This is a genomic window from Blastochloris viridis, assembly GCF_001402875.1.
GTDB lineage: Bacteria > Pseudomonadota > Alphaproteobacteria > Rhizobiales > Xanthobacteraceae > Blastochloris > Blastochloris viridis.
Map to the genome: position 1 here is coordinate 1,578,895 of NZ_CP012946.1, position 13,486 is coordinate 1,592,380.

The following is a 13,486-nucleotide window of genomic DNA, read 5'->3' on the forward strand; positions in this document are numbered from 1 at the left end:
GCGGGTCGAGCGGCCGCGGAACCGTCTCAGTCCGGGCCGCGGATGGTCGCCATCAGCGCCTGGCCGGCGCGGGAGGGCGCGCGCTCGCGGTGGCGGAGTGCCAGGAAGCGCCGGGCCAGCAGCCGCCGGGTCGGCGGCTCAAGGTCGAGCGCGCGCAGGGTGCCGGCGGCCAGCGCCCCGGCGACGGCGAGGCGCGACAGCACCGCGGCGCCGCCACCGGCCGCCGCAGCGGCCCGCACCGCCTCGTTGGAGGGCAGTTCGAGCAGGATGGCGAGGTCGGCCATCGTCAGGCCGGCGGCGGCCACCATGGCCTCGAACAGGGCGCGGGTGCCGGAGCCGCGCTCGCGCGCCACCCAGCGCATCGCCCGGATGTCGTCCGGCGTCAGCGCCCGGTCGGGGACACCGGCGAGGCCGGGCGCGGCGACCGCCACCAATTGGTCCTCCGCCACCGCCTCGACCGCGAGCAGCGGGTGGTCGACCTCGCCCTCGACCAGGCCGAGTTCGACGATGCCGGCGCCGACCTGGCTGGCAACGAACGCGGTATTGCCGATCGCCAGCGACACCGTTACGCCGGGGTGGGCGGTGCGGAACGCCACGAGGCGCGGCGGCAGCCAGTCGTTGGCCACGGTCTGGCTGGCCGCCACCGCGACGTGGCCGCGGGCGAGCCCGGCGAGGTCGGCCAGCATCGCCTCGGCCGCCGCCGCCCGCGCCAGCACGGCGCGGGCCTCGACCAGGAACAGCCGCCCGGCTTCGGTCAGCGCGATGCCGCGGCCGACGCGGTGGAACAGCTGGGTGGCGTGGCGGGCCTCCAGCGCCGCCACCGCGGCGCTCACCGCCGACTGGGTGAGGGCGAGGTCGCCGGCGGCGCGGGTGACGTGCTCGCGCTCGGCGACCGCGACGAAGATACGAAGCTGATCGAGTGTCATGGGCGCTCCGGCCTGATCGGCCGGATTCGTCTTACATCGTCGCCATCACCAGCACGAGGCTGAAGCCGGCGATGAACAGCGCGGCGAAAAGGCCGAGCCACAACGGGCCGAGCCCCTTGGCGGCGAGCCGCCGCACATCGGTCTCCAGCCCCATCGCCGCCAGTGCGACCGAGAGCAGGAACGGCGTCGCCGCGACCAGCGGCGCCTTGACCTCGGCGGGAATGGCGACGGTGCTGTTGAGCGCCACCAGCGCGGCGAAACCGGCGACGAACCAGGGCAGCGGCGCCTGCCGGCGCTCGCCCCGGCGGCGGGCGCCGGCCGCGAGCGCCAGTACCAACGGCGCCAGCATCATCACCCGCGTCAGCTTGGCGACGGTGCCGAACTCGCCGGCGGCCGGGCCACCCTGGAAGGCGGCAGCCACCACCTGGGCGATCTCGTGGATGGCGGCGCCGGTCCACAGCCCATAGGCGTGGGGCGTGAGGCCGAGCAGGCCCGGCACCAGCGGGAACAGCACCATCGCCAGCGAGCCGAACACCGTAACCGAGGCCACCGCGTAGGCGACGTCCTCGTCGGAGGCGTTCACCGCGGTGTTGGCGGCGATCACCGCCGAGGCGCCGCAGATCGAGGTGCCGGCGCCGATCAGCACCGCAAGGTCGCGCTCGACCTTGAGCAGGCGGCCGAGCCACAGCGTGACGAGGAAGGTGGCGGCGAGGCTGGCGGCGATGATGGCGAGGCCGCCGGCGCCGACCGCCGCCACCTGGGCGGTGGTGAGTTGCAGCCCGAGCAGCACGATGGCGAAGCGCAGCACCCGCCGCACGGCAAAGGCGAAGCCGGCCCGCGCCCAATTCGGCGTACCGACCAGATTGCGAACGGCGATGCCGAGCACGATGGCGAGGATCATCGGGCTGACATCGCCGAGGCCCGGCAAGAGGTGGAGCAGGGCGGCGGCGCCCGCCACCGCGCCCGTGAGCGCAAGGCCGGGCAGCAGGCCGGCGGCGGGGCGGAGCTGTGCGGGCAGAGCGGCGAGCGGGGCGGGCGGCACGGACATCGGCGGGGCTCCTGAGGCGCCGCCACCGTGCCGGGGCATGATCATTCGATCAAACGAAATGATTTTTATGAAGCAATCGAAATTATCGAACGTTTTGGCTCAAGATGCCGACCGCGGCTCGCCGCAGCTGAAGGCAGGGCAGCCCAGGGACTTTTCGCGTCGCTGCGTCACGCAATCCTGGCGTGCCGGCCGATCCGGCACGTGCTGTCGGCTTCGCCGGGCGGTTTGATCCACCTCAAGCGGTGCCCGGCGCCAGCCCGATATGTCTTGGCCCTGAGCTTGAGAGGAAGGCAAGCGACCGACGCCTTGTCGCCCGCATCGAACGCCGGCGTTTTCCGCCCCGCATGAGATCAGCGATGCCGCCGACAAGACGGGACGGTCCCTTGCCTGCATCCTGGCGAGATGAAACCAAGACAAGAACGCGCAGGCTTGAGGAGAGCGAGAGATGGCACAGGTGAAGTTCTTCGGTGAGGCGGTTCCTCTGGAAATGCACAAGGTTCGCATCGTCCAGAAGCTGAACCTGCTGCCGATAGATCAACGTCACAAGGCGCTCTCCGTCGCCGGCAACAATACGTTTTTGCTGCAGAATGCCGACGTGTTCCTCGACATGCTGACCGACTCGGGCGTCAATGCCATGAGCGACCAGCAGCTCGCGGCGATGATGGTCGCCGACGACGCCTATGCCGGCAGCGCCACCTACACCCGGCTCGATGCCAAGCTGCGCGAGATCTTCGGCACCGACTACTTTCTGCCGGCGCACCAGGGCCGCGCCTGCGAGCACATCCTGGCCAAGGTGCTGGTGACGCCGGGTTCGGTGGTGGCGATGAACTACCACTTCACCACCACCAAGGCCCACATCACCCTGCAGGGCGGGGTGATCGAGGAGTTGGTTGCCGATGTCGGCCTTGAGGTGAACAGCACGCTGCCGTTCAAGGGCGACATCGACGTCGCCAAGCTCGAAGCCGTCATCAAGAAGTACGGCGCGGACAAGATCGCGTTCGTGCGCGTCGAGTCCGGCACCAATCTGATCGGCGGTCAGCCGGTGTCGCTGCAGAACATGACCGAGCTTCGCAAGGTCTGCTCGCATTACGGCATTCCGTACGTGCTCGACGCCAGCTTGCTGGCCGATAATCTTTATTTTAACAAGACGCGCGAGGACAGCTGCAAGAATCTTTCGATCCGCGAGATCACCCGCAAGGTCGCCGACCTGTTCGACGTCATATATTTCTCGGCGCGCAAGCTTGGCTGCGCCCGTGGCGGCGGCATCTGCATCCGCGACAAGGAGCTCTATCTCAAGATGCGCGGGCTGGTGCCGCTCTATGAGGGCTTCCTGACCTATGGCGGCATGTCGGTGCGCGAGATGGAGGCGATGGTCGTCGGTCTCGACGAGACCATGGACGAGGACATGATCAGCCAGGGGCCGCTGTTCATCGCCGCCATGGTGAATGACCTCGACCGGCGCGGTATCCCGGTGATCACCCCGCCCGGCGGCCTCGGCTGCCACCTCGACGCCAAGCGGTTCGTCGATCACCTGCCGCAATCGCAGTATCCGGCCGGCGCGCTGGCCGCGGCGCTCTATCTCGTCTCCGGCATCCGCGGCATGGAGCGCGGCACGCTGTCCGAGCAGCGCGAGCCGGATGGCCGCGAGGTGTTCGCCAACATGGAGCTGGTGCGGCTCGCGCTGCCGCGCCGTGTGTTCACGCTGTCGCAGGTCAAGTACGCGGTCGATCGCATCGCCTGGCTGCACGAGAACCGCAAGCTGATCGGTGGCCTTGAGTTCATCGAGGAGCCGGCGATCCTGCGGTTCTTCTACGGCCTGCTGAAGCCGGTGTCCGACTGGCAGGATAAACTCGTCGCCAAGTTCCGCGCTGATTTCGGCGACAGCCTCTGAGCGCTGCGCGGCACCATTCGCCGCGGACGCTCCGACTCTGGCATCCGCTGCGGCGGATGCCAGACAGCTGCGCGCTCGCCGCCGGTCCGCGCGTTTTCGCGCCGTCCTGCCTCGCGTCCGGAGCGATTGTTCAGACCCCGTTCATGAGGCAAAGCCGAAGTTTGCCCGCCGTTTGAACCGATCGGCTGACGTCGGCGACCAACGGGCGGGTTCACCGCGGTGAACCGCCAGACGGTGTTCGCCAACGCTGAAACCGGGCCCTCGCCGGCGGTCGGTCATGGCGGCAGAAACACCGTTTGCAGTTTCGATGCGCTCGCGCAGGGCGAACGCACGGTTTCAATGCACAGTCGAACGAGAGACCCTCTCATGACGACAGACATGACACGTCGCGGGCTGCTTGCCGGTTTCGGCGCTTTGCTGGCGACCGGGACGCTGATCGGTGGTGGAACGACTGACGCAGCGGCACAGCCCTATCCGCCGCCCCCGCCGCCAGGCGGAGGCCGTCGCCCGCCACCGCCGGGCCGCCGTCCGCCACCGCCGCCCCCCGGCTGGGGTCGCCGCCCGCCGCCGCCAGGTTGGGGACCGCCGCCGCCGCGCTGGGGCTGGGGACCGCCTCCGCCGCCGCCGCGGCGCTGCTGGTGGGGCTGGGACGATTGGGGCCGCCGCGTGCGCTTCTGCCGCTGATCCGGCTGCCGGCAAGAGGCTGAAATACCTCAAGCTTCCGATCTGATGCAGCGGAATCGGATGACGATCTAGGTTTCTTTCCTGATAAGGTTTCCGGGAGAGCACGTTGCGATCCCGGAAACAGCCTTGCCGAAAGCCCCGGTCGGAAACGGCAGTTTTGGCGATAGGACGCGCGCGCTGGCTCGATCGGCCGGACGACATAGCGCGATGGTCGCAGGCCGCGCGGGCTGCATCGGCCGTTGTCACGGTCGCGGCGGCGTGGCCGTGATGCTCACAGATTGAGTCCGGCGCCGCTCGCAAGTCGCTCGCACACCAGCTGTTTCCGCCGAGACCCCGGCCCGACGCAAGTCGGGCGCGGGAGGTCCCGCGCCCGACCGGGGCATTTTAAGATATCGAGTCCGCCGGCGTCGCCAAGTCGCTCGGCCGGCGGCTGATTTGGTGACTCGCCCTAGGGCCTTCAGCCCTGCTGGATCGCCGACAGTTTCCAGGCGCCGCCATTGTCGCGGCGGAAGGTCCACACCTCGGTCGTTTCGCTCGGCTGCTCGGAGCCGTCGAGCAGGCGGCCGCTCGAGGTGTCGAGGGTGCGGTCGACCATCGAGAACCGCATGGCGACGGTGGCGTAGTCGGTCGGACCTTCGCGCCAGGCTTCGGCAAGGTCGCCCTGCAGCAGCTTGACGTCATCGATGCGGTTGACCCGGCCGGCGGTGCCGTCGGCGGCGAGCTGGTCGGCGAAGTAGCCGGCGATTTCAGGGGTGGTGTTCTGGCGCAGCGTGGCAACGTCGCCACGGCCATAAGCGATCTCGACGTCGCTGAGCAGCTTCTCGAAGCTGTCGAAGTCCGCCGCGGTCAGGCCGACGCCGTCGAAGCCGGCCTTGCGCTGGGCGGGGGCGCCACCGCCGCCGAACATCGGCCGCCGGCCCATGTCGGCGCCGCCGTCGAGGCCGGCGCGGTTGAGCGGCGCCGGGCCGCGTGCGGCCGGGCCACCGGCCAACGCCGGCTGCGGTCGGCGGAACAGCCGCAGCGCCAGCCACACCAGGCCGCCGATCAGCGCCACCTGAACCAGGAGGCCGAGCAGCCCGGCCATGCCGCCGAAGCCGCTGCCCATCAGCAGGCCGAACAGGCCGGCGCCGAGCAGGCCGCCGGCGATGCCGCCGAGCAGGCCGCGGCCGAAGCCGCCGGGTTGGGCGGCGGGTTGGCCGGGACGCGCCTGATTGACGCCGGGATTGGTTTGGCCCGGCTGGGTCATCGAGCGCTCGATCGGCGCGGCGGGCCGCGGCGCGGTGGTGGTGGCCGGCGGCGCGCTGAAGGTCTGCGATCCGCGGCTGCCCATATTGGAGCTCTTGCCAGCCTTGGCCATGGCATCGCCGACTGGCCATGCCAGCAGCAGGCCCGTTGCCGCAACCGCCGCAAGGCGCAGGAATGTGGGTCGAGCCGTCATCGAATCCTCCGTTTGGTCTGGTTGGCCGACATATGGTGATCCGGCGGCGGATCGCCAGACGGTACGGCATCAATGTCGTCCGTGGCCTCGACTTGAACGAAGCGCCGCCATGGTCGATGGTTTCGCCGAGGTCGCGGCCGCGACCCTCGATTGCGGCGGGGTGGTCACACCGGCTGCGGCCGGTGGTGGAAAACAGGGACGATGGATCAGATGGCGGCAATGCTCGATTTTCTTCCGTCTTCGCTGGTGCCGTTCACGACCGCGGTCGTGAGCGGCGACCTCACCGCGGACGTGGCCGTGCCGGTCTGGGCGGTGCTCGCCGGCGGCACGGTCATCATCATTCTGCTGATCGCCCGCCTGTTCGGCACCCAGGAGGGCGGCGGGCTGTGGCGGTTGGCGCTGGTCGCGCTGCTCGCCGTGGTGGCGTGGCGCGGCTTCGATCTCTTGGAGCAGCACAAGGTCCAAGCGGCCCGCGCCGCGCTGGCCGAGCGGGTGGCGCGGGCGATCGCGGCACCGTCCGAGGCCAACCCGCTGCTGGCCTGTGCCGGCGGCGTCTCCAATGCCGAGCTGCGCGCCGCCTGCGAGCGGACGGTGTTCGCGCGGCCGGAACACGCGGCGGCGGCGGTGACGCTGGTCAAGGACCGGCTCGACCTCTTGGCACTCGCCGCCGATCCGGTCGCCGGGCTGGGGCCGGACGATCCGCGCACCGCGCGGCTGCGGCGGTCGCTCGAGGCCGACGATTTCGGGCTGGTGGGCCATGTCCTGGTCGACGTCGAGGGCTGCCGGCCGGATGCCTGCGTGCAGTTCGCGCTGTTCCGCGACGCCGCGAAGATCCAGGCCAATATGGCGGCGCGCACGTTCGAGGGCCTGGTTGAGAAGCAGGCGGCGAGCTGGAGCCCGGCCCGGCCGGCGGCGCCCCCGGCTGCTCTCCCGGTCGCCACTCCCGCGGCCGAGCTGACGCCGGCGCCCGTGCCGCCGGCGCCCGCCGCCGCCCCGGTGGTGCCGCCGCCCCGGCCGGAGCCGCCAAAGCCGGCCGCCCGGCCGGCGCCGCGCCCGCAGGCGGTGGCCCCGGTTCAGCCTGCCGCACCACGGCCAGCCGTGCCCGCGCCGCTGACCCTGACGCCGGCGGCGCCGCAACCGGCGCCGGCCGAAACCCGCCCTAGCAATCAGGATAATTGACCGGCCGCGGGATCGTTGCGCACAGTCCTATTTCCGTTCGCGCACCCTGGTCCCGATGTTCCGCTCCGTCCTGATCGCCAATCGCGGCGAGATCGCCGTCCGCATCATCCGCACCGCGCGTCGGCTCGGGCTGCGCACCATCGCGGTCTATTCCGACGCCGACGCCGCAGCGCCGCACGTCCGGCTGGCGGACGCCGCGGTGCGCATCGGCCCGGCGCCGGCGCGCGACAGCTATCTGCTCGCCGAGCGGTTGATCGCGGCGGCGCGCGAGACCGGCGCCGAGGCGGTCCATCCCGGCTACGGCTTCCTGTCCGAGCGTGCCGATTTCGCCGCGGCCTGCGCGGCTGCGGGGCTGATCTTCATCGGCCCGCCGCCGCCCGCGATCCGGGCGATGGGCGCGAAAGACGGCGCCAAGGCGCTGATGGCCAAGGCCGGCGTGCCGGTGGTGCCGGGCTATCACGGCGATGACCAGGACCCTCTGCGCCTCGCCAATGCTGCGGCCGAAATCGGCTTTCCGGTGCTGATCAAGGCCACCGCCGGCGGCGGCGGCAAGGGCATGAGGAAGGTGACCGACCCGGCCGGCTTCGCCGAAGCGCTGGCGTCGGCCAAGCGCGAGGCTGAAGGCGCGTTCGGCGACCCGCGGGTCTTGATCGAGCGCTACGTCACCGACCCGCGCCACATCGAAATCCAGGTGTTCGCAGACCGCCACGGCAATACCGTTCACCTGTTCGAGCGCGACTGCTCGCTGCAGCGCCGCCACCAGAAGGTGATCGAGGAGGCCCCCGCGCCGGGCCTCACGCCCGAGATGCGCGCCATCATGGGCGAGACCGCGGTCAAGGCGGCGCAGGCGGTTGGCTATGTTGGCGCCGGCACGGTGGAGTTCATCGCCGACGGCTCGGCGGGGCTGAAGCCGGACGCGTTCTGGTTCATGGAGATGAACACCCGGCTGCAGGTCGAGCACCCGGTGACGGAAGCGATCACCGGGCTCGACCTCGTCGAGTTGCAGTTCCGCGTCGCCGCCGGCGAAGCGCTGCCCCTCGCGCAGGCCGACCTTGCCATCGACGGCCACGCGGTCGAGGCGCGGCTCTATGCCGAGGACCCCGAGCGCGGCTTCCTGCCCTCGACCGGGCGGCTGTGGGCGCTCGATCTGCCGGCGGGGGAGGGCATCCGGGTCGATTCCGGCGTCGAAGCCGGCGGCGAGGTGTCGGCGCACTACGACCCGATGATCGCGAAAATCATCGCCCACGCCCCAACCCGCGTGGCGGCGCTCGACCGCCTCGCGAGCGCGCTCGACCGAACGCTGGTGGCGGGGCCGCGCACCAATGCGCCGTTCCTCGCCGCGTTGTGCCGGCACGCGGCGTTCCGCGCCGGCCGCTTCGACACCGGCTTCATCGACCGCCACCTCGACGAGCTGTTGCCGCAGCGCGGCGCCGATCCCGGCGCGGTGGCGGCGGCGGCCGAGCGGTTGGTGCGGCGCGAGCAGGCGCGGCTGTCGGCGCTTGCCCGCTCACGCTCCGACGAGGCGGGCTCGCCGTGGGATGTGCTCGACGCCTTCGACCTTGCCGGCCCGCGCGAGGTCGGGCTTCAAGTCGCGGTCGACGGCGACACCGTGACGGCGCAGGTGCGCTATTTGGGGCCGGATCTCGCCGTCAGCGTCGGCGGCACCCCGGCGGCGGCCGCAGCAGTGATCGACGCGGGCGAGGCGGTGATCGCGATCCGCCACGGTCGGCAGGCGGTGGTGCGGCCGAAGGACATCGAGGCGACCGACGTCGAGCACCTCGACCAGGGCGGCGTCGTCACCGCGCCGATGCACGGCAAGCTGCTGGCGCTCGCCGTCGGCCCCGGCGATGCGGTGCACAAGGGCCAGACCGTGGCGGTGATCGAGGCGATGAAGATGGAGCACGCGCTGCTGGCGCCGCTCGACGGCACCGTCGCCGAGGTGGCGGTCAGCGTCGGCGCCCAGGTCGCCGACGGCGCGAAAATCCTGGTGATCACGCCGGCGGAGGGCTGAGACGCCTCAGCCTGTCATCCCGGCCGAGCGTCAGCGAGAGCCGGGATCGTGTGCAGGAAAGACCGTTCCGGAAGACGGTCCCGGGTCGCGGGCCTGCGGCCCTTGCCCGGGACGACGAGGCGGCAAAGCGGCCCGAGGATGACCACCGCCTTATCCGCGTGTTAGGACGCGGCTATGCCGGACACCCCGATCAAGCCCCTTCATCTCATCAAGCTGTGCGTCGGTTGCGACGCGGTGGCCGACCTCGAAGCGTGGATCACCGCCTGCCAGCACGCCCGCCGCGGCGGGCCGTTCGAGCAGGTCCACACCACCCGCATGACGCCCAAGCGCGCCGACGAACTGCTGGCCGGCGGCTCGCTCTATTGGGTGATCAAGGGCCAGATCCAGTGCCGCCAGCGCCTGCTCGCGCTGCGCCCGATGGTCGACGCCGAGGGCATCGGCCGCTGCGAGCTGGTGCTGGAGCCCAAGGTGGTGCGCACCGCACTCCGGCCGATGCGGGCGTTCCAGGGCTGGCGCTACTTCACGACCGCCGATGCACCGTCCGACCTCGACCAGATCGGCGAGGGCGTCGCCGACATGCCCGAGGCGCTGCGCCAGGAATTGGCCGGCCTCGGTCTGATCTGATTGATTGAACCTTAAGCATGGCTGGCGCGACCACGCTTCGGGCAACGCGGCGCCGGTCGGTGTTGGTGCCGCCGGCCTATCCATAAGGGCGGCGTGCGGCCGCCGCCCGTTCACCCTTGCGGCACCGCCAGATTGTCGATCAGGCGGGTCGACCCGAGGCGCGCGGCGGCGAGCAGGCGGACCTGCTGGCGTTGCCCGCGCTTGAGCGGCGCCAGCGTCTCGGCGTCGCGCGCCTCGAAGTAATCTACCTGGAAGCCGGCGCGGGCGAGGGCGGCGCGGCCCTGGCTGAGGGCGCGCGCCACCGGCTGGCCGCTCGCGATGGCCTCGGCGGCCTTGCGCAGCGCCTGCGGCAGCGCCACGGCGCGGCCGCGCTCGCCCTCCGACAGGTAGACGTTGCGCGAGGACAGCGCGAGTCCGTCCTTCTCGCGCACGGTCGGCACGCCGACCACGCGGGTGTCGAGGTCGAGGTCGCGGGCGAGGCGGGTCACCACCTTGAGCTGCTGGTAGTCCTTCTCGCCGAACAGCGCGAGGTCGGGCCGGACCTGGAGCAACAGCTTGCCGACCACGGTGGCGACGCCGCCGAAGAAGTGCGGGCGCACGGTGTCCTCCAGCCCGGCGACGGCGGCGCCGTCCGGCACGATGCGGGTGGCAAAGCCGTCCGGATACATCTGCTCGACCGCCGGGGCGTAGACGAGGTCGACGCCGGCGACGCTGAGCTTGCGCACGTCCTGGCGGAAGGTGCGGGGATATGTGGCGAAATCCTCGTTCGGAGCGAATTGGGCCGGGTTGACGAAGATCGACACCACCACGCGCTCGGCCTTGCGCCGCGCCGCCCGCACCAGCGCCATGTGCCCGGTGTGCAGCGCGCCCATGGTCGGCACCAGCGCGATACGCTCGCCCTCGCGCGTCCACGCTTCGAGGGTGCGGCGCAGGCTGCGGACCGTGCGGACGACCCGCGTCTCATTTCGCATCTTTCTCTCCCCGGCAGTTCGCGCCGCTCGACGCGGCGCATCATCGCCACTATTTCAACTGCGCGGCTATGTAAAATTGTCCGGGCGGCCGCTTGACCGCGCCGGCTTGAACCGCGGACAATTTCCCGGCAGATGCGGCGTGGTCCGCGCCTGACGGGTGGGTTTTGGCGCGTCGGATCGGGGTTTCGCTCAATGCGTCTGGAACCGGCGCCGGTTTCTGAAGGCATCGGACGTCGCCGCGGCGCGCACGTCATCGTGGTCGGCAACGAAAAGGGCGGCTCCGGCAAGTCGACCGTGGCGATGCACATCGCCGTGGCGCTGATGAAGGCCGGCCACCGCGTCGCCACCGTCGACCTCGACTGTCGGCAGCTCTCGCTCACCCGCTACACCGAGAACCGCCGGGCGCTGGCGGCACGGATGGGCATCGCGCTGGAGCTGTCGCACCACTTCACCGTCGAGCGCGGCGGCCACAACGCCATCGACCGTAACGAGGCCGACGAGTTCACCGCGTTCGCCGCCGCCATCACCACGCTGGAGCACACCCACGACGTGGTGGTGATCGACACCCCAGGCTCCGACAGCTACCTGATGCGGGTGGCGCACGCGATGGCCGACACCCTGGTGACGCCGCTCAACGACAGTTTTGTCGATTTCGACGTGCTGGCCCGCATCGACGCCGAGACCTTCGTGGTGTCGGCGGTCGGCCCCTACGCCGGGCTGGTGCACGATGCGCGGCGCCAGCGCCGTCTCGCCGACGGCGGCACCACCGACTGGGTGGTGGTGCGCAACCGCGTCGGCCAGTTCGAGACCCGCAATGGCCGCAATCTGGAGCGCGGCCTGCAGGCGCTGGCGGCTGGGCTCGGCTTCCGCGTCGCCGAGGGGCTGTCGGAGCGGGTGATCTATCGCGAGCTGTTCCTGCGCGGGCTGACGGCGTTCGATACCCTCGACCGCGCGCTGTTCGGCGTCGAGCCCAACCTGTCGCATTTCGCCGCGCGCCAGGAGGTGCGGGCGCTGGTCGAGTTCCTCAAGCTGCCGCTCGCGGTGCCGAGCCGGCGGCACAGCGTGGAGGAGGACGACACCGGGCGCCCGGCGCCGGCCAAGGCCAGCCGGGCCCGCCGCGCTGCTCGCCGCTGAGGCAGGCCGGATCGCGGCCGATACCGAATGCCGCCGCGCCGACGTTCGGTGGCGACGCGGTTGCCATTCGCCGCGATCGGACCCACCTAAGAGGCAACAGCGCGCGATGGGTCCATGTCGAGTCGAGACTCCAACCGTCCTCCCACCGTTGCCGGGCAAGGCCGTCCTCCCGCCGAGACCGGCGCGGATGTCGCGGCATTCCTGGCCGAGGTGAAGCGGCGTGCGCCGACGGTGGCGGCCGGCGAGCGCGGCCGGCTGATCTTCGCGCTCGACGCCACCATGAGCCGGCAGCCGACCTGGGACATGGCGACCCAGATGCAGGCCGACATGTTCCGCGAGGCCGCCGTGGCCGGCGGGCTGGCGGTGCAACTGCTCTATTACCGCGGCACCCACGAATGCCGCGCCTCGCGCTGGGTGGCCGACACCGCCGCGCTGGAGCGGCTGATGACCTCGATCGATTGCCGCGGTGGCCACACCCAGATCGCCCGCGTGCTGCGCCACGCCGGCGAGGAGGCCGACCGGGGCCGGGTCCACGCGCTGGCCTTCGTCGGTGACGCAATGGAAGAGGCACTCGACGACCTTTGCGCCGCGGCCGGGCCGCTGGCGCTGCGCGGGGTGCCGGCGTTCCTGTTCCAGGAGGGCACCGACGCCGTCGCCGAGCAGGCGTTCCGCGAGATTGCCCGGCTGACCCGCGGCGCCTATTGCCGGTTCGGGCCGGGCTCGGCTGCCGAGCTCAAGGCGCTGCTGCAGGCGGTGGCGGCCTACGCCGCCGGCGGCCGGCGGGCGCTCGCCGAGCTGGCCGACCGCAGCAACGGTCCCGGCGCCCGGCTGCTGCTCGAACAGATGCGATAAGCCATGGTGACGCTGGCGATCGGGGCTGGGGCGCTTCTGCTGATGTTGTGGGGGCTGAGCGCGCTGGCGAAGATGAACCCCAAGGTGCTGGTGGCCCGGCTGGCGCAGATCGGCGGCGGCGCGGCGGTTGTCGTCGCGCTCGGCTTGATCGCGACCGGGCGGTTCATGGCGGCGATCCCGCTGCTGGTAGTGGCGTCCTCGCTGCTTGGCTGGCTGCCGCAGCCAGCCAACTGGACCGGCCGGACCCGGCGCAGCGCCGGGCAAAATTCGCGGGTGCGCACCGCTCTGATCGAGATGGTGCTCGACCACGACCTCGGCGAGATGGCCGGCACCGTGGTGGCCGGGCCCTATGCCGGGCGCAGCCTGGCGGCGCTGGGCCGCGCGGAGCTCTACGACCTTCTCGCCAGCGCCGATGCCGAAAGCCGCGCCCTACTGGAAGCTTATCTCGACCGCCGGATGCCCGGCTGGCGTGAAGACGGTGAGCCGAACCCGGCAGCGGGGGCCGGTGAGCGCCGGCGCGACGGCGCGATGACCGAGCAGGAGGCCTATGAGATCCTTGGCCTTGTGCCAGGAGCGTCCGCCGAGGACATTCGACGGGCCCACCGGGCGCTCATGAAGCGTCTGCACCCCGACCAGGGTGGGTCCAACTGGCTCGCCACCCGGGTGAACGAAGCCAAGGACGTACTCTTGCGGCACCATCGCTGATACTCCACGCGCGAAGGGCAGGC

At 71.3% G+C, this 13,486-nt stretch carries 11 protein-coding genes; 7 read left to right on the top strand and 4 right to left on the bottom strand.

What is annotated here, in order from left to right:
• Window positions 1-26: 26 nt before the first annotated feature.
• Both BVIR_RS07020 and BVIR_RS07025 read right to left on the bottom strand, forming a co-directional pair.
• On the bottom strand, window positions 27-926 hold the full coding sequence (locus BVIR_RS07020; RefSeq protein WP_055037051.1) for a LysR family transcriptional regulator: 900 nt from the start codon (window positions 924-926) through the stop codon (window positions 27-29).
• 31 nt (window positions 927-957) lie between these two features.
• Entirely contained in the window at window positions 958-1,974 is a 1,017-nt protein-coding gene (locus BVIR_RS07025; protein WP_055038734.1) for a YeiH family protein, read from the bottom strand.
• A gap of 445 nt (window positions 1,975-2,419) precedes the next feature.
• Here BVIR_RS07025 and BVIR_RS07030 point away from each other — a divergent pair, with 445 nt between their 5' ends.
• Entirely contained in the window at window positions 2,420-3,865 is a 1,446-nt protein-coding gene (locus tag BVIR_RS07030; protein ID WP_055037052.1) for a tryptophanase, read from the top strand.
• Between the two features lie 1,141 nt (window positions 3,866-5,006).
• Here the strand turns inward: BVIR_RS07030 and BVIR_RS07035 are convergent.
• Window positions 5,007-5,987: a TIM44-like domain-containing protein gene (locus tag BVIR_RS07035; protein ID WP_055037053.1), complete on the bottom strand. Its 981-nt coding sequence runs from the start codon at window positions 5,985-5,987 to the stop codon at window positions 5,007-5,009.
• A gap of 210 nt (window positions 5,988-6,197) precedes the next feature.
• Between BVIR_RS07035 and BVIR_RS07040 the strand changes: the two genes are divergently transcribed.
• From BVIR_RS07040 to BVIR_RS07050, 3 genes are all read left to right on the top strand, one after another.
• Entirely contained in the window at window positions 6,198-7,166 is a 969-nt protein-coding gene (locus BVIR_RS07040; RefSeq protein ID WP_058124829.1) for a hypothetical protein, read from the top strand.
• Window positions 7,167-7,221: 55 nt separating this feature from the next.
• Complete coding sequence (locus BVIR_RS07045; protein WP_055037055.1) at window positions 7,222-9,177, top strand: acetyl-CoA carboxylase biotin carboxylase subunit; 1,956 nt, start codon at window positions 7,222-7,224, stop codon at window positions 9,175-9,177.
• A gap of 174 nt (window positions 9,178-9,351) precedes the next feature.
• Window positions 9,352-9,801, top strand: a complete 450-nt coding sequence (locus tag BVIR_RS07050; protein WP_055037056.1) for a DUF1489 family protein — start codon at window positions 9,352-9,354, stop codon at window positions 9,799-9,801.
• Between the two features lie 110 nt (window positions 9,802-9,911).
• On the opposite strand, the gene panC is transcribed toward BVIR_RS07050, so the two are convergent.
• Window positions 9,912-10,772, bottom strand: a complete 861-nt coding sequence (gene panC, locus BVIR_RS07055) for a pantoate--beta-alanine ligase (RefSeq protein ID WP_055037057.1) — start codon at window positions 10,770-10,772, stop codon at window positions 9,912-9,914.
• Between the two features lie 192 nt (window positions 10,773-10,964).
• On the opposite strand from panC, the gene BVIR_RS07060 reads away from it, so the two are divergent.
• The 3 genes from BVIR_RS07060 (at window position 10,965) to BVIR_RS07070 (ending at window position 13,463) form a co-directional block, all read left to right on the top strand.
• Entirely contained in the window at window positions 10,965-11,906 is a 942-nt protein-coding gene (locus BVIR_RS07060; RefSeq protein WP_055037058.1) for a division plane positioning ATPase MipZ, read from the top strand.
• A 114-nt stretch (window positions 11,907-12,020) separates the two neighbouring features.
• Window positions 12,021-12,758, top strand: coding sequence for a vWA domain-containing protein (locus BVIR_RS07065; protein ID WP_055037059.1), 738 nt, complete (start codon window positions 12,021-12,023; stop codon window positions 12,756-12,758).
• A gap of 3 nt (window positions 12,759-12,761) precedes the next feature.
• Window positions 12,762-13,463 (top strand): DnaJ domain-containing protein, encoded by a 702-nt coding sequence (locus BVIR_RS07070; protein ID WP_055037060.1) that lies wholly within the window; start codon window positions 12,762-12,764, stop codon window positions 13,461-13,463.
• Window positions 13,464-13,486: the final 23 nt, after the last annotated feature.

Excerpts from the sequence above, each read along its gene's own strand:
- BVIR_RS07020 (WP_055037051.1), bottom strand. The coding sequence starts at position 926 with ATGACACTCGATCAGCTTCGTATCTTCGTCGCGGTCGCCGAGCGCGAG.
- BVIR_RS07025 (WP_055038734.1), bottom strand. The coding sequence starts at position 1,974 with ATGTCCGTGCCGCCCGCCCCGCTCGCCGCTCTGCCCGCACAGCTCCGC.
- BVIR_RS07030 (WP_055037052.1), top strand. The coding sequence starts at position 2,420 with ATGGCACAGGTGAAGTTCTTCGGTGAGGCGGTTCCTCTGGAAATGCAC.
- BVIR_RS07035 (WP_055037053.1), bottom strand. The coding sequence starts at position 5,987 with ATGACGGCTCGACCCACATTCCTGCGCCTTGCGGCGGTTGCGGCAACG.
- BVIR_RS07040 (WP_058124829.1), top strand. The coding sequence starts at position 6,198 with ATGGCGGCAATGCTCGATTTTCTTCCGTCTTCGCTGGTGCCGTTCACG.
- BVIR_RS07045 (WP_055037055.1), top strand. The coding sequence starts at position 7,222 with ATGTTCCGCTCCGTCCTGATCGCCAATCGCGGCGAGATCGCCGTCCGC.
- BVIR_RS07050 (WP_055037056.1), top strand. The coding sequence starts at position 9,352 with ATGCCGGACACCCCGATCAAGCCCCTTCATCTCATCAAGCTGTGCGTC.
- panC (WP_055037057.1), bottom strand. The coding sequence starts at position 10,772 with ATGCGAAATGAGACGCGGGTCGTCCGCACGGTCCGCAGCCTGCGCCGC.
- BVIR_RS07060 (WP_055037058.1), top strand. The coding sequence starts at position 10,965 with ATGCGTCTGGAACCGGCGCCGGTTTCTGAAGGCATCGGACGTCGCCGC.
- BVIR_RS07065 (WP_055037059.1), top strand. The coding sequence starts at position 12,021 with ATGTCGAGTCGAGACTCCAACCGTCCTCCCACCGTTGCCGGGCAAGGC.
- BVIR_RS07070 (WP_055037060.1), top strand. The coding sequence starts at position 12,762 with ATGGTGACGCTGGCGATCGGGGCTGGGGCGCTTCTGCTGATGTTGTGG.